The following is a 19,144-nucleotide window of genomic DNA, read 5'->3' as shown; positions in this document are numbered from 1 at the left end:
ATGGAAATGGTTTTATTGAAAAGCAAAAGTTAAAGTATGGTATAATAATAGACATAAAAAGGAATCTGGAGGAACAGAATCATGGTATCAACTAAAACACAGATTGCTGGTTTTGAGTTTGACAATTGCTTGATGAATGCGGCAGGAGTTGCTTGTATGACAATTGAGGAGTTAGAAGGTGTCAAAAATTCAGCAGCAGGAACCTTTGTCACTAAGACAGCAACCTTGGAATTTCGTCAGGGAAATCCTGAACCACGTTATCAAGATGTTCCACTTGGCTCTATCAACTCTATGGGTCTACCAAATAATGGTTTAGATTATTACTTAAACTATCTATTGGAATTGCAAGACAAGGAACCAAATCGTACCTTCTTTTTATCATTAGTTGGAATGTCTCCAGAGGAAACTCATACCATTTTGAAGAAGGTGCAAGAAAGTGATTTTCGTGGTCTAACTGAACTCAATCTCTCATGTCCCAATGTTCCAGGAAAACCTCAGATTGCCTATGACTTTGAAACCACAGATCGTATCTTATCAGAAGTCTTTGAGTATTTTACAAAACCTCTAGGAATTAAGCTTCCACCTTATTTTGATATTGTACATTTTGACCAGGCTGCAGAAATTTTCAACAAATACCCGCTCAAATTTGTCAACTGTGTCAACTCTATCGGTAATGGTCTTTATATTGAAGATGAGTTGGTCGTGATTCGTCCAAAGAACGGCTTTGGTGGAATTGGTGGAGAATACATCAAACCTACTGCCCTTGCAAATGTTCATGCTTTCTATCAACGCTTAAATCCAGAAATCCAAATCATCGGAACTGGTGGAGTATTAACAGGGCGTGATGCTTTTGAACATATCTTATGTGGTGCTAGCATGGTGCAGGTAGGAACTACTCTTCATAAAGAAGGAGTAGGTGCTTTTGAGCGTATTACCAAGGAACTCAAAGAAATTATGGCGCAAAAAGGTTATCAAAGCCTAGAGGATTTCCGTGGTAAATTACATTATATTGATTAAATAAAAGCGAAACTAAAAAGAAAGGAGAATAGATGCTAGCCATAGAAGAAAGCCGAAAACTGTCCTTAGCGAACCTTCCGAGTTTGACCCTGTTTACAGGGGTCGATCAAGGTCAGTATGACGTCATGAAAACACAGGTTCTAAAGCAAATCGGCTACGATCCTGCAGATTTGAACTTTGCTTATTTTGACATGAAAGAAGTAGACTACAAAAGCTTGGAGCTAGAGCTGGTCAGTCTTCCTTTCTTTGCGGATGAAAAAATTGTTATTTTAGATCATTTTGTCGATATAACGACAGCTAAAAAACGCTATCTATCTGATGATGAACTTAAGGCTTTTGAAGAATATTTGGAAAACCCATCTCCGACGAGTAAATTAGTTATTTTTGCTGAAGGGAAGCTAGATAGTAAGCGACGTCTAGTTAAAATTCTAAAGAGGGATGCCAAGATTTTTGAAGCTCTTGAACCAAAAGAGCAAGAAATACGAGCATATTTTCAAAAGTGGGCTCAGGAACAAGGACTGACCTTTGATGGAAAATCCTTTGAACAGTTACTTATCAAATCAGGTTTTCAATTCAGTGAAATTCAGAAAAACCTACTCTTCTTACAGTCTTATAAGGATGATGACCGGATTACCGAAGAAGACATTGTTGAGGCCATACCAAAGACTTTGCAGGATAATATCTTTGATTTAACTCAGTTAATATTGACTAAGAAGATTGATCAGGCACGTGATTTAGTCAAAGATTTGACTTTGCAGGGAGAAGATGAGATTAAACTGATTGCCATTATGTTGGGGCAGTTCAGACTTTATACACAAGTGAAAATTTTGCAAGAGTCAGGTCAGACAGAGTCCCAGATGGTCAGCAGTTTAGGTCACTATCTTGGTCGCAATCCGAATCCCTACCAAATCAAGTTTGCCCTTCGTGATTCTCGAAGACTATCCCTTGATTTTCTCCAGAATTCTATTCGTCATCTCGTCCAAGCTGATTACCAAATTAAGACAGGAGTTTATGAGAAAGGTTACCTGTTTGAGAAGGCCCTATTACAGATTGCTAGCCAGTCAAATTGAGCAAATAACTTGAAAAAATAGGATGATTGCGTTATCATCTTTATATAGAAAGAAAAAGAGGTATTACAGATGGCTATTATCTTACCAGATCTTCCATACGCTTACGATGCATTGGAACCATACATCGATGCTGAAACAATGCACTTGCACCATGACAAACACCACCAAACTTACGTTAACAATGCAAATGCAGCTCTTGAAAAACACCCTGAAATCGGTGAAGACCTTGAAGTTTTGCTTGCTGATGTAGAATCTATCCCAGCTGATATCCGTCAAGCGCTTATCAACAACGGTGGTGGACACTTGAACCACGCTCTTTTCTGGGAATTGATGACTCCTGAAAAAACAGCTCCTTCGGCAGAACTTGCAGCAGCAATCGATGAAACTTTCGGTTCATTCGAAGAATTCCAAGCAGCCTTCACTGCAGCAGCAACTACTCGTTTCGGTTCTGGATGGGCATGGTTGGTTGTTAACCAAGAAGGTAAACTTGAAGTAACTTCAACTGCAAACCAAGACACACCAATCTCAGAAGGTAAAAAACCAATCTTGGGCTTGGATGTTTGGGAACATGCTTACTACGTGAAATACCGTAACGTTCGTCCTGACTACATCAAAGCTTTCTTCTCAGTTATCAACTGGAATAAAGTAGACGAACTTTACGCAGCAGCTAAATAATCTTAATAACGACACCTTTGGGTTAGAATTTCATCTAACTTGAAAGGTGTTTTTTGTTTGCTTTTCTTAGAAGTAACTGTCTTATGATTTTCCTTTGTTGGATAGGCTTGGTTTATGGTATAATGATAAGATAGAAATCGAAGGAGAAATCATGAATATTCAACAATTACGCTACGTTGTAGCTATTGCTAATAGTGGTACTTTTCGTGAAGCGGCTGAGAAGATGTACGTTAGCCAACCGAGTCTATCTATTTCTGTAAGAGACTTGGAAAAAGAGCTCGGCTTCAAGATTTTTCGTAGAACCAGTTCAGGTACTTTTCTTACTCGCCGTGGAATGGAATTTTATGAAAAGGCACAAGAATTGGTTAAAGGATTTGATGTTTTCCAAAATCAGTATGCCAATCCTGAAGAGGAGAAAGATGAGTTTTCAATAGCCAGCCAGCACTATGATTTCTTGCCACCAACCATTACAGCTTTTTCGCAACAATATCCTGACTATAAGAATTTCCGTATTTTTGAATCAACAACTGTTCAGATTTTGGATGAAGTAGCCCAAGGACATAGTGAGATTGGAATTATCTACCTCAACAATCAAAACCAAAAGGGAATTATGCAACGGGTTGAAAAGTTAGGACTTGAAGTGATTGAGTTGATTCCTTTCCAGACGCATATCTATCTGCGTGAAGGGCATCCTTTAGCCAAGAAAAAAGAGTTGGTTATGGAGGATTTGGCTGATTTACCAACAGTTCGATTCACACAGGAAAAGGATGAGTATCTTTATTACTCAGAGAACTTTGTAGATACAAGTGCTAGCTCTCAAATGTTTAACGTAACTGACCGTGCTACCTTAAATGGAATCCTTGAAAGAACAAATGCTTATGCGACTGGTTCTGGATTCTTAGATAGCGACAGTGTGAACGGGATCACCGTTATTCCGCTAAATGATAATCTCAATAATCGCATGGTTTATGTGAAACGTGAGGAAGTAGACTTGAGCCAAGCGGGAACCTTATTTGTAGAAGTTATGCAAGAGTATTTTGATCAGAAGAGGAAAGCATGAAAAAAAGAGGAATAATTGCAGGGATTATAGCAGCCTTAATTGTCTTAGATCAATTGGTAAAGGCGTACGTCGTTCAAAATATTGCTCTTGGTGAAATCAAATCATGGATCCCAAATCTAGTTAGTTTAACCTATCTGCAAAATAGAGGAGCAGCCTTTTCTATCTTACAAGATCAGCAGTTGTTATTCGCTGTCATTACCCTGGTCGTCGTGGTAGGTGCCATTTGGTATCTCCATAAACACATGGAGGATTCCTTATGGACTGTCTCAGGATTGGTTTTGATTATTGCAGGTGGTCTAGGGAATTTTATCGATCGCATCAGTCAAGGATTTGTCGTGGATATGTTCCACTTAGACTTTATTAATTTTGCAATTTTCAATGTAGCTGATAGTTATCTGACAGTAGGAGTAGTTGTGTTATTGCTTGCAATGCTAAAAGAGGAAATGAATGGAAATTAAAATTGAAAGAGGCGGACTACGTTTAGACAAGACTTTGTCAGATTTGACAGAACTGTCGCGAAGTCTCGCCAATGAACAAATCAAATCAGGCCAAGTCTTGGTCAACGGTCAGGTTAAAAAAGCCAAGTATACGGTCCAAGAGGGTGATGTCGTTACTTATCAGGTGCCAGAACCAGAAGTTTTGGAGTATGTGGCTGAAGATATTCCTTTAGAAATCATTTATCAAGATGAGGATGTAGCTGTAGTTAACAAACCTCAAGGAATGGTTGTTCATCCAAGCGCTGGTCATACCAGTGGGACCTTGGTTAACGCCCTTATGTACCATATCAAGGACTTATCAGGCATCAATGGTGTCTTGCGTCCAGGGATTGTCCATCGTATTGATAAAGATACATCTGGACTCTTGATGATTGCTAAAAACGATGATGCCCATTTAGCACTAGCTCAAGAATTGAAGGACAAAAAGTCTCTTCGGAAATATTGGGCCATCGTTCATGGGAATCTTCCCAACGACCGTGGAGTCATTGAGGTGCCGATTGGACGTAGTGAAAAAGACCGTAAGAAACAAGCTGTGACTGCTAAAGGCAAACCAGCAGTGACACGTTTTCAAGTCTTAGAACGTTTTGGTGATTATACATTGCTGGAATTGCAACTGGAAACTGGAAGAACTCATCAAATCCGTGTGCACATGGCTTATATCGGTCATCCAGTCGCTGGTGATGAGGTTTACGGGCCTCGTAAAACCTTGAAAGGTCATGGGCAATTTCTCCATGCTAAGACACTTGGTTTTACCCATCCAAGAACTGGTGAAAATATGGAATTTACTTCCGATATCCCAGATATCTTTAAAGAGACTTTAGAGAAACTTCGAAATAACTAAAAAAGGACTCAAGCGAGTCCCTTTTATTTGCGTTTTTTCTTGGCTTTTTTCATTTTATTGGCCATGCGTTTCATGGATTGCTTCATAGCAAATTCACCGATTTTACCCTTGAGACCTCCACCGAACATTTGGCTCATATCAGGCATTCCTGCTCCTCCAAGAGCTGACAAGTCAGGCATACCACCTTGTCCCATCATACCTTCAAGGGCTGACATATCCATACCCCCAGGCATATTTTTAGGAAGATTGTTAGGGTTGATGCCCATCTGTTTCATCATCTTGTTCATGTCACCAGACATGACACCTTGCATGAGTTGTTTAGCTTGGTTGAAGTCCTTGATGAACTTGTTGACTTCGATAAAGGTATTACCAGAACCGGCAGCGATACGACGGCGGCGACTTGGAGTAAGCAAGTCTGGATTTTCACGTTCTTCAGGAGTCATAGAAGAGACGATGGCACGTTTGCGAGCAATTTGTTTTTCATCCACCTTCATGTTTTGAAGGGCAGGATTGTTGGCCATACCTGGAATCATCTTGAGCAAATCTTCCATCGGGCCCATATTTTGTACCTGATCCAACTGATCGATGAAATCATTGAAATCAAAGGTATTTTCCCGCATCTTTTCAGCCATTTCAAGGGCTTTTTGCTCATCGTATTCTTGGGAAGCTTTCTCAATCAGAGTCAGCATATCCCCCATACCGAGAATACGGCTAGCCATACGGTCTGGGTGGAAGGTTTCGATATCGGTAATCTTTTCACCAGTACCCGTGAACTTGATTGGTTTTCCAGTGATGTGACGAACAGAAAGGGCAGCACCACCACGAGTATCACCGTCAATCTTTGTAAGGATGACACCAGTAACTTCTAACTGAGCGTTAAATTCACGCGCAACGTTTGCAGCTTCCTGACCAATCATGGCATCGATGACAAGAAGGATTTCATTTGGTTGAGCGAGGGCTTTAACGTCACGAAGCTCATTCATGAGAAGTTCGTCAATTTGCAAACGACCGGCTGTATCGATTAAAACATAGTCGTTATGGTTGGCTTTGGCTTTCTCCAAACCTTGGCGAACAATCTCAACTGCAGGAACTTCAGTACCAAGAGCAAATACGGGAACATCAATCTGTTGTCCAAGTGTTTTCAACTGGTCAATAGCAGCAGGACGATAGATATCGGCTGCAATCATTAAAGGACGAGCATCCTCTTCCTTTTTGAGTTTATTAGCAAGTTTACCTGCAAAAGTTGTTTTACCAGCCCCCTGCAAACCGACCATCATGATAATGGTTGGGATTTTTGGTGACTTGATAATCTCAGCTGTGTCTGAACCAAGGACTTCCGTCAATTCTTCATTGACAATCTTGATGATTTGTTGGGCTGGATTAAGGGTGTCAATAACCTCATGCCCGATCGCACGTTCACGAACCTTTTTGATAAAATCCTTTACCACAGGAAGAGCAACGTCGGCTTCTAAAAGAGCCAGACGAATTTCCTTGGTTGCTTCTTGGATATCACTCTCGGTAATTTTTCCTTTTTTACGTAGGTTTTTAAAAACGTTCTGCAAACGTTCTGTTAAATTTTCAAATGCCATATTTTTCTCCTATTTTTTCAATTCAGTGGAAATCGTCCGAAATGTTGCAAACTCTCTAGTTCTTCGGTTGTGACTTCTTTCATGATTTCATTTGGATATCCCCAACAGCTAAAACCTATTTGCATAGCTTTGGAGATATCATCGGGCGAGATAATCTGTAGTCGTCTAGGAAATGGTTCCTCTGCAGCTAATAATTTACAGGGTATTCCTTTATAGACGACAAGATTTTCCATGATTACTCCCTATTATCAATACTGGTCAAAATCTCAATTTGCTCTTGCAGAAAAGTATCTTCTGGATAACGCTCCAAAATCTGATCAAAAATCTGACTGCGAACAATGTAGTCAGAGTACATATGGAGCTTCATCTCATAGTCTTCCAGAATCTTTTCGGTTCGTTTGATATTATCATAAACAGCCTGACGACTGACACCGAATTCTTCAGCGATTTCAGCTAAACTATAGTCATCAGCATAGTAGAGTTCGATATAGTTCATTTGTTTATCAGTCAAAAGGGCTGCATAAAATTCAAATAGAGCATTCATTCGATTGGTTTTTTCAATTTCCATAAGATTTATTATACCAAAAAAAAGCCCAATCCGCTAGCTAGGGGCTGATTTTAGCTAGAAGTTAGAAAATAAGCTTTTCACTGTTCTTTTCTGACTATGAAGCCTTTTTTTGATATAATGGATAGGATTATAATGATTTAGAAAGAGGTAGTTATGAAAGAATTAGAATCAGTGTTACAAGACCGTTTTGAGCTTGTTTTTACAGATAAAAGCTTACTTGAAACAGCTTTTACCCATACCAGTTATGCCAATGAGCACCGCCTCTTAAAAATTTCACACAACGAACGCTTGGAATTTTTAGGAGACGCTGTTCTGCAATTATTGATTTCAGAATATCTGTTTAAAAAATACCCTAAAAAACCAGAAGGGGACTTGTCTAAACTCCGTGCTATGATTGTACGAGAAGAAAGTTTGGCTGGTTTTGCCCGTGATTGCCAGTTTGACCAGTTTATCAAGCTTGGTAAGGGAGAGGAAAAATCTGGTGGTCGTAACCGAGACACGATCTTGGGTGACGCCTTTGAAGCCTTTTTGGGTGCTCTGCTTTTAGACAAGGATATAAAGACTGTAAAAACCTTTATCTACCAAGTCATGATTCCTAAGGTTGAAGCTGGCGATTTTGAGATGATCAAGGATTATAAGACTCACCTGCAAGAATTGCTCCAAGTTAATGGAGATGTTGATATTCGTTATCAGGTGATTTCAGAGATTGGGCCAGCCCATGATAAGATGTTTGAGGTTGAAGTCCTTGTTGAGGGGCGAAGTCTAGGTTCAGGTAAAGGACGCTCTAAAAAATTGGCCGAGCAGGAAGCCGCTAAAAATGCAGTTGAGAAAGGGCTGGATTCATGTATTTAAAGGAAATTGAGATCCAAGGGTTTAAGTCCTTTGCTGACAAGACCAAGGTTGTTTTTGACCAAGGGGTGATGGCGGTTGTAGGACCAAATGGCTCTGGGAAATCAAATATCACTGAAAGCCTCCGTTGGGCACTTGGTGAATCTAGTGTCAAGAGTCTGCGTGGTGGGAAGATGCCTGATGTCATCTTTGCAGGAACAGAAAGTCGGAAGCCTCTAAACTACGCTTCTGTTATTGTTACTTTGGATAATCAAGATGGATTTATTAAGGATGCAGGTCAGGAAATCAAAGTTGAACGCCATATCTATCGTAGTGGAGATAGTGAGTACAAGATAGACGGGAAAAAAGTTCGTCTCCGTGATATTCATGATCTTTTCTTAGATACTGGTCTCGGACGTGATTCTTTCTCCATCATTTCCCAAGGAAAGGTCGAAGAAATCTTTAACTCCAAACCTGAGGAACGCCGCGCTATCTTTGAAGAAGCGGCGGGAGTTTTGAAGTATAAAACCCGTCGAAAAGAAACTGAAAGCAAACTTCAACAAACTCAGGACAACTTGGATCGTTTGGAAGATATCATTTATGAGTTAGATAATCAAATCAAACCATTAGAAAAGCAAGCAGCAACAGCTCGTAAATTTATGGACTTGGACGGTCAGCGTAAAGCCATCTACTTGGATGTTTTAGTTGCACAAATTCAAGCCAATAAGGCTGAATTGGATGTGACAGAAGAAGAATTAAACCAAGTCCAAGAACTTTTAACCGGTTATTATCAAAAACGTCAAGACTTAGAAGAAGAAAATCAAGCTCTCAAAAAGAAACGTCATGATCTACAGGCTGAGATGGCAAAAGACCAGTCAAGCTTGATTGATTTGACTAGTTTAATCAGTGATTTAGAACGTAAGTTAGCTTTATCAAAACTAGAAACTGAGCAAGTTGCCCTCAATCAACAAGAAGCGCAGACTCGTTTGGCTGGTTTAGATGAAAAGAGAAATGCTCTCATTCAAGAGAAGGAAGAAAAAGAAGCCAATCTAAATCAGTTAGAAGAAAATTTAGCGGTCAATACGAAGGAACTCAATCGTTTAGAAGCAGAATTATTAGCTTTTTCTGATGATCCAGACCAAATGATTGAGCAGCTGCGTGAACGTTTCGTGGCATTCTTACAGGAAGAAGCGGATGTCTCTAACCAATTAACAAGGATTGAAAATGACCTTGAAAATAGTCGCCAACAGACTCAAAAGCAAGAAGAACAATTAGAATCCTTGAAGGAACAATTGGCTTCTGACAAGTCCAAGGCTAGTGAGCAAGAGCTTGCCCTTAAATCAGCTAAAGAAGAAGTACAGAACTTACTCGCTGATTACCAGACCAATGCCAAGCAAGAAGAAGCACAAAAGCAGGCTTATCAAAGCCAGCAAAATCAACTCTTTGACCGTTTGGATAGTCTGAAAAACAAACAGGCCAAGGCGCAAAGTTTGGAAAATATTCTTAAAAACCATAGCAATTTTTATGCGGGTGTCAAGAGTGTTCTCCAAGAAAAAAATCGCTTGGGTGGTATTGTTGGAGCTGTTAGTGAACATTTAACCTTCGATGTTCGTTATCAGACAGCACTTGAAATTGCCCTTGGTGCAAGTAGCCAACACATCATCGTTGAAGATGAACAGGCTGCGACTAAAGCCATCGATTTTCTTAAGAGAAATCGAGCGGGTCGCGCTACCTTCCTACCCTTGACAACTATCAAGGCTCGTAGCATTTCAGACCAGAATCAAGATGTGATTGCCTCAAGTCCTGGTTTTCTTGGCATGGCAGATGAGCTGGTTTCCTTTGATGCTAAGCTTGAAGCTATTTTTAAAAATCTACTAGCTACCACAGCTATCTTTGATACAGTGGAGCATGCGCGTGATGCTGCTCGTAAGGTACGTTATCAAGTTCGGATGGTAACACTAGATGGAACAGAGCTACGAACAGGTGGTTCTTATGCTGGTGGTGCCAATCGTCAAAATAACAGCATTTTCATCAAGCCTGAATTGGAGCAGTTGCAAAAAGAGATTGCTCAAGAAGAAAAGCTCCTTCGCCAAGAGGAAGAAAATCTGAAGTCAGTTCAAGAAGCCTTGACTGCCCTCACTCAGACTTTGGAGACCATTAAGTCCCAAGGAGAGCAAGCTCGTATCCAGGAACAAGGCTTGTATCTGGCTTATCAACAAACTAGCCAGCAGGTCGAAGAACTTGAGACACTCTTGAAACTTCAGGAGCAAGAATTAACTAATCTCAGAGGTGGAGATTGGCAAGCTGAAAAAGAAAAATGCCAAGAACGACTTGCATTTATTGCAACTGAAAAGCAAAAACTGGAATCTGAAATTGAAGAAATCAAATCCAATAAAAATGCGATTCAGGAACGCTACCAAAACTTGCAGGACAAACTTTCTCAAGAACGTCTGCTTAAGACAGAAATGTTAGGGCAAAAGCGTTATGAAGTTGCTGATATTGAACGGATCAATAAAGAACTTGAGAACCTCAATATTGAACAAGAAGAGATTGAACGTCTTTTGCAAGAAAAAGTAGACAATCTTGAAAAAGTTGATACTGAACTTTTAGCCAAGCAGGAAGCAGAATCTAAGAGTCAAAAGGAAGAAATTCAACAAGGATTGATTCGTAAGCAGTTTGAACTGGATGATATTGAAGGCCAATTGGATGATATTGCCAGTCATTTAGAACAAGCTCGTCAGCAAAATGAAGAATGGATTCGTAAGCAAACACGAGCAGAAGCGACTAAAGAGAAGATTACAGACCGCCTTCGCTATCTTCAAGGTCAACTGACTGAAGAATACCAGATTAGTTATACTGAAGCATTAGAACAAGCCAACCAATTGGAAGACTTGGCTGTCGCTGAACAAAAGGTTAAGGATTTGGAAAAATCCATTCGTTCACTTGGTCCAGTCAATTTGGATGCCATTGAACAGTTTGACGAAGTACACGAACGCTTGGAGTTCTTGAATAGTCAGCGCGACGATATTCTTTCTGCTAAAAATCTTCTTCTTGAGACCATTACAGAGATGAATGATGAAGTGAAGGAACGCTTTAAATCAACCTTTGAAGCTATTCGTGAGTCCTTTAAGGTGACTTTCAAGCAGATGTTTGGTGGTGGTCAAGCAGACCTAATTCTGACAGAAGGTGATTTATTGACAGCAGGTGTCGAAATCTCTGTTCAACCACCAGGTAAAAAAATCCAATCTCTCAATCTCATGAGTGGTGGAGAGAAGGCTTTGTCAGCTCTGGCTTTGCTCTTCTCAATCATTCGTGTCAAGACCATCCCATTTGTTATCTTGGATGAAGTAGAAGCTGCACTTGATGAAGCAAACGTTAAACGCTTTGGGGATTATCTCAATCGATTTGATAAAGACAGCCAGTTCATCGTCGTTACCCACCGTAAGGGAACCATGGCAGCAGCAGACTCTATCTATGGGGTGACCATGCAAGAATCTGGTGTCTCTAAGATTGTTTCGGTTAAACTAAAAGACTTAGAGAATATGGATGCCTAGTTTGTTATCAGTAAAAAGTTCCAAGCAAGGAAAATAGAAAGACCTTCAAGAAGTCGGAAGGGTTACAAAATAATTTGAGGAGCTTATATGGATTTTGATCTATTCCTAATGATCTGTAATTATATTGGAACTATAGCCTTTGCTGCTTCAGGAGCCATCAAAGGATTCGGTAAACGTTTAGATATTTTTGGAATCAGTTTATTGGCAATTGTAACTGCAGTAGGCGGAGGAATCCTAAGAGATTCCATTATTAGTCGCTTTCCAGCTTCTCTAGCAGATCCTAGCCCCATTTATGTCTCTATCCTGGTAGCGGTTATTATGTATGCCTTTGTGACATCAAAACAAGCCAATGCTAGTCAAGGAAAAAAATTCTATAAGTGGCTGAGAGAAGCTTATCTTATCTTTGATTCAATTGGCTTAATCATCTTTTCCTTGATTGGAGCTACCGCCTTAGCTGATAGTAAATTGAACTTGATGTCTGCAGGGATTTTGGCCTGTTTAACAGGTGCTGGCGGAGGTATCATCCGAGATCTCTTGATTAATGAAGTCCCAAGTGTTCTAAAAGAGGACATCTATGCCCTTCTATCTTTTGTAATTGGCGTTATTTATTATTGGTTGGCCTTTGTCCTTCACTTTCCAAGAATCACTGCTTTTATCATTCTCTCAATTGTCGGTTTTGTGATTCGACTCTGTATTATTAAGTTTAAGCTCTCTTTGCCAAATATGGATAAGAGAACCTTGAATTGATGAATGGCTGAAAGTTTGATTCTAAACCCGTAAATAAGTTTAAAATAGTCATTTTATCAGCGTCTAATCTCATATGGATTAGGCGTTATTTTTTGCAAATACGGGAAATTAATGATGTAAAGATTAATTTTTGCTATTATATTTGTAATTTCGAATAAGGTAGGAATAGCAATGAGTAATTTGAATCATTCAGTTGATTTTATTAAAGAAATAGAGAAATTAAAGTCAGTGACAAGATTTAATAGAACTCTTGATGGCAGATTTGAAAATAGTGCCGAGCATTCCTGGCAGTGTGCCATAGCTGCAATGGTTCTTCAAGATTATTATCCTGAAAAATTGAATATAGAGAAGGTCATTTCTATGTTATTGATTCATGATTTAGGTGAGATTTATGCCGGAGATACTTGGGTTTTTGATGATGAAAAAAAGCATCATTCTCATGATAGAGAACTAGCATCTATAAAAAAACAATGAGCCTCCTTCCAGAAGAAAAATATTTACAAATGAAAAATTCGTGGTTGGAATTTGAAAAAGGGCAGAGTGCTGAAGCAAGATATGCAAGAGTGATTGACGCCTTGGTACCACTGATTAATCACTTGGAAGTGTCAGAATTCAATTATAATCCTGATAATATCAGTGCAGACATGGTAATAGAAAAGAAAAAGTTCATAAAAAGTGAATCAGAAGAATTATGGAAACTGACGGAAGACTTGATTCAGGAAAGTGTGAAAAAGGGCTTATATTTTTAATAACAGTTATCCCAATAGAAGATAGAATTTTAACCGGAGAATGGAAATATATATGATTAAACTTGTCATAACGGAAATCGGAATAAGGAAATTGATACAATAAAATACAAAGACAGCCTTGGAATAAGCTGTTTCCAAGGCTTTATAGCTATCTATAGGTAGAAGGAAAAAAATGCTAGAGTAGATGATTTTTATTAGATACCCTTGATTATACCGGAGAGAATATTAGTCAAATAAAATTGTTTTGTTTTCACTAATGCATTTCTTATTATCATCCCAATAGTTAATACTTTCAAAGCTTCCTTTTCTTAAATAAAGTGGTAGCCTTTTTCTTATTTCATCTTGCATTGGTATTTTATCAATATCTTTTAGATTCCACCATTTTGGCTCACCTTCAGCAGATGTACTTAGTTCACCAGTAAACTGAGTACATAAAAAGTCATAGAAGACAAATCTCTCATTACCAATTGAATTAGTAAAGCCTGAAATTCCTTTTAATTCAAGATTTAATGCAGTGAGACCAGTCTCTTCCTTAAGTTCCCGTAATGCAGCTTCAAAAAAACTTTCAGGGAATTCAACTTTTCCCCCCGGTGGAATCCAGCCAGGAAAATTATCGTGCTGTCTATTAAGTAATAAAATTTCTTGATTTTTCAAAACGCAAATATTAACCCAGTTTTTGATTTTTTCAGTCATATTATTAACCTCCAACAAGTATTTTTTCATATGCAAGATTATATGTCAAGAACTATACGCTATTTATGATTATGACAAATGTTTCTCAGCCAAAGATTGATAATTTTTACGCAACAGCTGATTAACTCTCAGAATAGACTTCAATCAAGAACTTTGGAAGAAAAGTGTTGAGAGGTTGGATATAAAAGAAAGTAAGCTAATCAGCCTGCCCTTTAAATTGGCCCTACGGATTAATTTTTAGAAGACAAGGACGTGTCAATTCAGCACGTCTTTTTTTACTTTTTCTATGGTATAATAGAAGGTAGATTTATTAATTGGAGTATGAAGAATTTTATGATTAAATTAGTAGCAACGGATATGGACGGTACTTTTTTGGATGGTGCCGGTCAATTTGATATGGAGCGTCTGAAAAAGTTGCTCCATTCTTATAAAGAAAAAGGAATCTATTTTGCTGTTGCATCTGGTCGTGGGCTTTTGTCACTTGAAAAGCATTTTGCGGATGTCAAAGATGAGATAATCTTTATTGCTGAAAATGGTAGTTTGGTTCGTTTTCATGGAGAGGACCTTTATGAAGCAACCATGCCTCGTGATTTTTACCTATCAACATTTGAAAAGCTAAAGACTTCACCTTATTTTGATGAGAAGAAGATGCTCTTGACTGGTAAAGAGGCTTGCTATGTCTTAGATACAGTAGATGAAATCTATCTTATGTTTATCCATCATTATAATGAGAATATCCAAAAAGTGGCCAGACTGGAAGATATTACCGATGAGATTTTCAAATTCACAACTAACTTCACTGAAGAAACGGTTGATGCTGGAGAAGCTTGGGTCAATAAACATGTTCCTGGGGTCAAGGCTATGACGACAGGCTTTGAATCCATTGACATCGTTTTAGACCATGTTGACAAGGGAGTTGCTATTGTCGAATTGGCCAAGAAGTTAAATCTAGATATGGACCAGGTGATGGCCTTTGGTGATAATCTTAATGACCTGCACATGATGCAAGTTGTAGGGCACCCAGTCGCGCCTGCAAATGCTCGTCCAGAGATTTTAGAACTAGCTGAAACAGTTATCGGACATCACAAAGACCAATCAGTTATTGCTTATATGGAGGGATTGTAATGGCAGATATTAAATTAATTGCCCTAGACTTAGATGGGACTTTGCTGACGACAGACAAGAAGTTGACTGATCGTACTAAGGCAACTTTAAAGGCTGCGCGTGATCAGGGAGTCAAAGTGGTACTGACAACTGGACGTCCCCTCAAGGCCATGGATTTCTTCCTCAAAGAGCTTGGAACAGACGGCCATGATGACGAGTATACTATCACCTTTAATGGTGGATTGGTTCAGAAAAATACGGGTGAAATCCTTGATAAGACAGTCTTTTCGATTGATGATGTGACACGCATTTATGAGGAAACTGAAAAACTAGGCATTCCTTTAGATGCTATTTCAGAAGGCACCGTTTATCAAATCCAATCAGATCAAGAGAGTCTGTATGCTAAATTTAATCCTGCTCTGACTTTTGTTCCAATTGACTTTGAAGATTTGTCTAGTCAAATGACCTACAACAAATGTGTGACGGCCTTTGCCCAAGAACCACTGGATGCTGCAATTGCTAACATTTCATCAGACTTGTTTAACAATTATGAAATTTTTAAATCTCGCGACATGCTTTTGGAATGGTCACCAAAGAACGTTCATAAGGCTACTGGATTAGCTAAATTGATTGACCACCTAGGAATTGACCGAAGTCAGGTGATGGCATGTGGAGATGAGGCCAATGACCTTTCTATGATTGAGTGGGCAGGACTCGGCGTTGCCATGCAAAATGCTGTGCCTGAGGTCAAGGAAGTTGCAAATGTGGTGACCCCTATGACCAATGACGAGGAAGCTGTTGCCTGGGCCATTGAAAAATATGTACTGAAGGAGAACTAAAGTATGGGATTATTTGACCGTTTATTTGGTAGAAAAGAAGAACCAAAAATCGAAGAAGTCGTTAAAGAAGCTTTGGAAAACTTGGATCTGACAGAACCTAGCGAGGAAGTTGAAACACTTGGAACTGAAGAAGTTGAAGTGAAAAATACTGAAGAAATCGACCAAAGTTCAGAATTTGAGGAAACTTATTCTAAAGAAGCTAGTGAGTCGGAAGAACCAGTAGCAGAAACAACTCTAGAAACAGTTGAACCAATAGCAACCCCTCAGGAAGAAGAGACTCAGTTTGAAGAGGAAACTGAGTGTCATTGTTGTCAGGAAGAGTCAGAGTCAACAGAAGTTGAAGAAACTGAAGCCAGCTCTCAAGAAGTAGTGGAGTTTGTTGCAGAAGAACCTGAGTCACCAGTCGAAGAAGTACCTTCAAGTGATAGTGGCGAGGAAGAATCTGATCAAGTTCAACCAGACGAAACGGAAGCAGACACTTCTCAAGAAGTGGAAGAAGATCTAGTAATCGAAGAAATTTCTCAAGTTCAAGAGACTGTACAGGAAAAATATGACCGTAGTCTCAAGAAAACTCGTACGGGATTTGGTGCTCGTTTGAATGCTTTCTTTGCTAACTTCCGCTCTGTTGATGAAGAATTTTTTGAAGAACTAGAAGAACTCTTAATCATGAGTGACGTTGGTGTACAGGTAGCATCAAACTTAACAGAAGAGCTACGTTACGAAGCTAAGCTTGAAAACGCCAAGAAACCAGATGCCCTCCGTCGTGTTATCATTGAAAAATTGGTAGAGCTCTACGAAAAAGATGGACAATACAATGAAAGCATTAACTTCCAAGATGGTTTGACTGTCATGCTCTTTGTAGGTGTTAATGGTGTCGGGAAAACAACATCTATCGGAAAATTAGCGCATCGCTACAAGCAAGCAGGCAAGAAGGTCATGCTTGTTGCTGCGGATACCTTCCGTGCCGGTGCAGTTGCTCAGTTAGCGGAATGGGGTCGTCGTGTAGATGTTCCTGTGGTTACTGGGCCTGAAAAAGCAGATCCAGCCAGTGTTGTCTTTGATGGGATGGAACGAGCAGTAGCGGAAGGTGTTGATATTCTCATGATTGATACCGCTGGCCGTTTGCAAAACAAGGAAAACTTGATGGCAGAGTTGGAAAAAATTGGTCGTATCATTAAACGTGTCGTGCCTGAAGCACCTCATGAAACCTTCCTAGCTTTGGATGCCTCAACAGGACAAAACGCTCTTGTACAAGCCAAGGAATTTTCAAAAATTACTCCATTGACAGGGATTGTATTAACCAAGATTGATGGAACTGCCCGAGGTGGTGTCGTTCTTGCTATCCGTGAAGAACTCAATATTCCTGTTAAGTTGATTGGTTTTGGTGAAAAAATCGATGATATCGGTGAATTCAATTCTGAGAACTTTATGAAAGGCCTTCTAGAAGGTTTGATATAAAAGAAAATCCTGCAAGAATTCTTGCAGGATTGTTTTTGATTATTCTAAACGACCATCTTTACGATAGGCGATATCTGGTTGCCATGTCCATTTGGCTCCGTATTTTTCAAGTAAATCAAAGCTCGCTTGTGGTCCCATGCTTCCAGACTTGTAGTCATGAAGAGGAGAACCATTGTCAGCCCATAGCTTCTCGATACGGTCAATCAATTCCCAAGAAGCACTTACTTCTTCCCAATGGCTAAAGTTAGTTGAGTTGTTATTCAAAACATCGTAGATGAGCTTTTCATAAGGATCCGGTGAAGCACCAGTTGCAGTTGCATCTGTTCGATAGTCAAGCGAGTTTGGCGCAAGGCTAAACTCTTCCCCTACCTTTTTTCCGTTAAGACTGAGAGAGAATCCTTCGGTTGGTTGGATGTAGATGGTTAGAACATTCGGTGTTAAAGGTTCTCCAAAGATTGAATCCATTTGTTTGAAGACAATGTTCACGTGTGTTCCTTTTTCAGTCAGGCGTTTACCTGTACGGAAGAAGAATGGAACATCACGGAAGCGGTCACTATTTACAAAGAAGGCACCCGAAGCAAAGGTTTCTGTCATTGATTCTGGGTTGACATTTGGTTCGCTACGGTAAGAGATGTATTTCATGCCATCAACTTTACCAGAACGATATTGACCACGGATGAATTGCTCTTTAAGTTCCTCATCTGTAGGGTGGTAGAGGTTCTTGAAGACCTTAATTTTCTCTGCGCGAATGTCATCTTTGGTAAAGCTTGCTGGTTTATCCATAGCTAAGAGCGACAGGAGTTGGAGTGTATGGTTTTGAACCATATCACGAAGGGCACCAGATTCATCATAGTAGCCACCACGCTCTTCAACACCTAGACGCTCTGCAAAGGTAATTTGAACATTATCGATGTGTTCACGATTCCAAACATTTTCAAAAATCATATTAGCAAAGCGAATGGCAAAGATGCTTTGAATCATTTCCTTACCGAGATAGTGGTCGATACGATAGATTTGCTCTTCGTTAAAAGTAGCTAGGAGTTCTTCGTTTAGTTTGCTTGCAGTCTCATAGTCTGTTCCAAAAGGTTTCTCAACGATCAAACGTTCAAAGCCTTTACCGTCAACAATCTGCTCAGACTTGAGATGTTTGGCGATGGTACCAAAGAACTGAGGTGCCATTGAGAGGAAGAAGAGTTTGTTGTGCTCAGTCTGATATTTTTCGTTTAACTCAGCCTGAAGCTTGCGTAGTTCGATATAGTGCTCAGTATCATTGACATCGTGACTTTGATAGTAAAAATGACTCGCAAATGCTTGAGCTTCCTCCACACTATCTGCTAAGTCTAAAATAGATTCGACAACGACAGATTCGAAATACTCCTTACTCCAAGGTCTACGAGCAGTTCCAATAACAGCAAAATGATCAGAAAGATTACCTGATTTATAAAGTCTAAAAAGTGAAGGGTAGAGCTTTCGTTTGGCCAAATCCCCACTTGCACCGAAAATTGTAACAATAACTTTTGATGACATCTAGCTACCTAATTTCTATTTTGTTTCCTAGTTAAACTAGGCATGAGGAGTCCCCATTTTTCATATCCTTTATTTTATCATAATTTTCTAAAAAATCCAAAAATCCAATACGTCTATACTAAGAGGTTAAGCAAAACTCAATTTCATACTCTTCGAAAATCTCTTCAAACCACGTCAGCGTCGCCTTACCGTATGTGTAGGATACTGACTACGTCAGTTCCATCTACAACCTCAAAACAGTGTTTTTAGCTAACTTCGTCAGTTCTATCTACAACCTCAAAGCAGTGCTTTGAGCAACCTGCGGCTAGCTTCCTAGTTTGCTCTTTGA

The 19,144-nt window shown here is 39.5% G+C and carries 17 protein-coding genes and 1 pseudogene; 13 read left to right on the top strand and 5 right to left on the bottom strand.

Annotated features, from left to right (window positions below; genetic code table 11):
• The first annotated feature begins 81 nt into the window (after nt 1-81).
• From QM450_RS01105 to QM450_RS01080, 6 genes are all read left to right on the top strand, one after another.
• Nucleotides 82-1,017 (top strand): dihydroorotate oxidase, encoded by a 936-nt coding sequence (locus QM450_RS01105; RefSeq protein ID WP_414319409.1) that lies wholly within the window; start codon nt 82-84, stop codon nt 1,015-1,017.
• 32 nt (nt 1,018-1,049) lie between these two features.
• Complete coding sequence (gene holA, locus QM450_RS01100; protein WP_414319408.1) at nt 1,050-2,087, top strand: DNA polymerase III subunit delta; 1,038 nt, start codon at nt 1,050-1,052, stop codon at nt 2,085-2,087.
• 69 nt (nt 2,088-2,156) lie between these two features.
• Nucleotides 2,157-2,762, top strand: coding sequence for a superoxide dismutase SodA (gene sodA / locus QM450_RS01095; RefSeq protein WP_414319407.1), 606 nt, complete (start codon nt 2,157-2,159; stop codon nt 2,760-2,762).
• A 151-nt stretch (nt 2,763-2,913) separates the two neighbouring features.
• On the top strand, nt 2,914-3,822 hold the full coding sequence (locus QM450_RS01090; RefSeq protein ID WP_049526940.1) for a LysR family transcriptional regulator: 909 nt from the start codon (nt 2,914-2,916) through the stop codon (nt 3,820-3,822).
• Complete coding sequence (gene lspA / locus QM450_RS01085) at nt 3,819-4,280, top strand: signal peptidase II (RefSeq protein WP_414317747.1); 462 nt, start codon at nt 3,819-3,821, stop codon at nt 4,278-4,280. Before QM450_RS01090 ends, lspA begins: the two co-directional genes overlap by 4 nt.
• Nucleotides 4,270-5,160 carry an RluA family pseudouridine synthase gene (locus QM450_RS01080; RefSeq protein WP_414319406.1) on the top strand — a complete coding sequence of 297 codons (891 nt, stop codon included), beginning with the start codon at nt 4,270-4,272 and terminating at the stop codon, nt 5,158-5,160. Before lspA ends, QM450_RS01080 begins: the two co-directional genes overlap by 11 nt.
• Before the next feature lie 23 nt (nt 5,161-5,183).
• Here the strand turns inward: QM450_RS01080 and ffh are convergent, their stop codons facing one another.
• From ffh to QM450_RS01065, 3 genes are read right to left on the bottom strand one after another with little or no spacing between them, the layout of a single operon-like run.
• On the bottom strand, nt 5,184-6,749 hold the full coding sequence (gene ffh, locus QM450_RS01075) for a signal recognition particle protein (protein WP_414319405.1): 1,566 nt from the start codon (nt 6,747-6,749) through the stop codon (nt 5,184-5,186).
• Nucleotides 6,750-6,766: 17 nt separating this feature from the next.
• Complete coding sequence (locus QM450_RS01070; protein ID WP_414319404.1) at nt 6,767-6,982, bottom strand: 2-oxoglutarate:acceptor oxidoreductase; 216 nt, start codon at nt 6,980-6,982, stop codon at nt 6,767-6,769.
• 2 nt (nt 6,983-6,984) lie between these two features.
• Nucleotides 6,985-7,317 carry a putative DNA-binding protein gene (locus QM450_RS01065; RefSeq protein ID WP_000402065.1) on the bottom strand — a complete coding sequence of 111 codons (333 nt, stop codon included), beginning with the start codon at nt 7,315-7,317 and terminating at the stop codon, nt 6,985-6,987.
• 153 nt (nt 7,318-7,470) lie between these two features.
• Here QM450_RS01065 and rnc point away from each other — a divergent pair, with 153 nt between their 5' ends.
• From rnc to QM450_RS01045, 4 genes and pseudogenes are all read left to right on the top strand, one after another.
• Nucleotides 7,471-8,169 carry a ribonuclease III gene (gene rnc, locus QM450_RS01060; RefSeq protein ID WP_248034114.1) on the top strand — a complete coding sequence of 233 codons (699 nt, stop codon included), beginning with the start codon at nt 7,471-7,473 and terminating at the stop codon, nt 8,167-8,169.
• Nucleotides 8,160-11,699, top strand: a complete 3,540-nt coding sequence (gene smc, locus QM450_RS01055; protein ID WP_414319403.1) for a chromosome segregation protein SMC — start codon at nt 8,160-8,162, stop codon at nt 11,697-11,699. Before rnc ends, smc begins: the two co-directional genes overlap by 10 nt.
• Nucleotides 11,700-11,786: 87 nt before the next feature.
• Nucleotides 11,787-12,446, top strand: coding sequence for a trimeric intracellular cation channel family protein (locus QM450_RS01050; protein ID WP_414319402.1), 660 nt, complete (start codon nt 11,787-11,789; stop codon nt 12,444-12,446).
• A gap of 171 nt (nt 12,447-12,617) precedes the next feature.
• A pseudogene (locus QM450_RS01045) lies at nt 12,618-13,195 on the top strand (HD domain-containing protein).
• 225 nt (nt 13,196-13,420) lie between these two features.
• On the opposite strand, the gene QM450_RS01040 reads toward QM450_RS01045, so the two are convergent.
• Nucleotides 13,421-13,888: an 8-oxo-dGTP diphosphatase gene (locus QM450_RS01040; RefSeq protein ID WP_000136624.1), complete on the bottom strand. Its 468-nt coding sequence runs from the start codon at nt 13,886-13,888 to the stop codon at nt 13,421-13,423.
• A 333-nt stretch (nt 13,889-14,221) separates the two neighbouring features.
• Here QM450_RS01040 and QM450_RS01035 point away from each other — a divergent pair, with 333 nt between their 5' ends.
• The 3 genes from QM450_RS01035 to ftsY are packed head-to-tail and all read left to right on the top strand — an operon-like array spanning nt 14,222 to nt 17,289.
• Complete coding sequence (locus QM450_RS01035; protein ID WP_414319401.1) at nt 14,222-15,013, top strand: Cof-type HAD-IIB family hydrolase; 792 nt, start codon at nt 14,222-14,224, stop codon at nt 15,011-15,013.
• Nucleotides 15,013-15,831, top strand: coding sequence for a Cof-type HAD-IIB family hydrolase (locus QM450_RS01030; protein WP_414319400.1), 819 nt, complete (start codon nt 15,013-15,015; stop codon nt 15,829-15,831). The genes QM450_RS01035 and QM450_RS01030 overlap by 1 nt, the downstream gene beginning before the upstream one ends.
• Before the next feature lie 3 nt (nt 15,832-15,834).
• Nucleotides 15,835-17,289 carry a signal recognition particle-docking protein FtsY gene (gene ftsY / locus QM450_RS01025; protein ID WP_414319399.1) on the top strand — a complete coding sequence of 485 codons (1,455 nt, stop codon included), beginning with the start codon at nt 15,835-15,837 and terminating at the stop codon, nt 17,287-17,289.
• A gap of 39 nt (nt 17,290-17,328) precedes the next feature.
• Here ftsY and zwf read toward each other — a convergent pair whose 3' ends face one another.
• The gene (gene zwf, locus QM450_RS01020) at nt 17,329-18,816 is read right to left on the bottom strand and encodes a glucose-6-phosphate dehydrogenase (protein WP_414319398.1); all 1,488 of its coding nucleotides are present in this window, start codon (nt 18,814-18,816) and stop codon (nt 17,329-17,331) included.
• Nucleotides 18,817-19,144 lie beyond the last annotated feature (328 nt).

This window comes from Streptococcus infantis, from assembly GCF_047464615.1.
In the GTDB taxonomy this organism is placed as follows: Bacteria; Bacillota; Bacilli; order Lactobacillales; family Streptococcaceae; genus Streptococcus; species Streptococcus infantis_Y.
This window is presented reverse-complemented; position numbering and strand designations above follow the sequence as displayed.

Coding starts and splice junctions, on each gene's coding strand:
- lspA (WP_414317747.1), top strand. CDS start 3,819: ATGAAAAAAAGAGGAATAATTGCAGGGATTATAGCAGCCTTAATTGTC.
- sodA (WP_414319407.1), top strand. CDS start 2,157: ATGGCTATTATCTTACCAGATCTTCCATACGCTTACGATGCATTGGAA.
- smc (WP_414319403.1), top strand. CDS start 8,160: ATGTATTTAAAGGAAATTGAGATCCAAGGGTTTAAGTCCTTTGCTGAC.
- ffh (WP_414319405.1), bottom strand. CDS start 6,749: ATGGCATTTGAAAATTTAACAGAACGTTTGCAGAACGTTTTTAAAAAC.
- ftsY (WP_414319399.1), top strand. CDS start 15,835: ATGGGATTATTTGACCGTTTATTTGGTAGAAAAGAAGAACCAAAAATC.
- QM450_RS01035 (WP_414319401.1), top strand. CDS start 14,222: ATGATTAAATTAGTAGCAACGGATATGGACGGTACTTTTTTGGATGGT.
- zwf (WP_414319398.1), bottom strand. CDS start 18,816: ATGTCATCAAAAGTTATTGTTACAATTTTCGGTGCAAGTGGGGATTTG.
- QM450_RS01030 (WP_414319400.1), top strand. CDS start 15,013: ATGGCAGATATTAAATTAATTGCCCTAGACTTAGATGGGACTTTGCTG.
- QM450_RS01105 (WP_414319409.1), top strand. CDS start 82: ATGGTATCAACTAAAACACAGATTGCTGGTTTTGAGTTTGACAATTGC.
- QM450_RS01080 (WP_414319406.1), top strand. CDS start 4,270: ATGGAAATTAAAATTGAAAGAGGCGGACTACGTTTAGACAAGACTTTG.
- QM450_RS01090 (WP_049526940.1), top strand. CDS start 2,914: ATGAATATTCAACAATTACGCTACGTTGTAGCTATTGCTAATAGTGGT.
- QM450_RS01050 (WP_414319402.1), top strand. CDS start 11,787: ATGGATTTTGATCTATTCCTAATGATCTGTAATTATATTGGAACTATA.
- rnc (WP_248034114.1), top strand. CDS start 7,471: ATGAAAGAATTAGAATCAGTGTTACAAGACCGTTTTGAGCTTGTTTTT.
- QM450_RS01070 (WP_414319404.1), bottom strand. CDS start 6,982: ATGGAAAATCTTGTCGTCTATAAAGGAATACCCTGTAAATTATTAGCT.
- holA (WP_414319408.1), top strand. CDS start 1,050: ATGCTAGCCATAGAAGAAAGCCGAAAACTGTCCTTAGCGAACCTTCCG.
- QM450_RS01065 (WP_000402065.1), bottom strand. CDS start 7,317: ATGGAAATTGAAAAAACCAATCGAATGAATGCTCTATTTGAATTTTAT.
- QM450_RS01040 (WP_000136624.1), bottom strand. CDS start 13,888: ATGACTGAAAAAATCAAAAACTGGGTTAATATTTGCGTTTTGAAAAAT.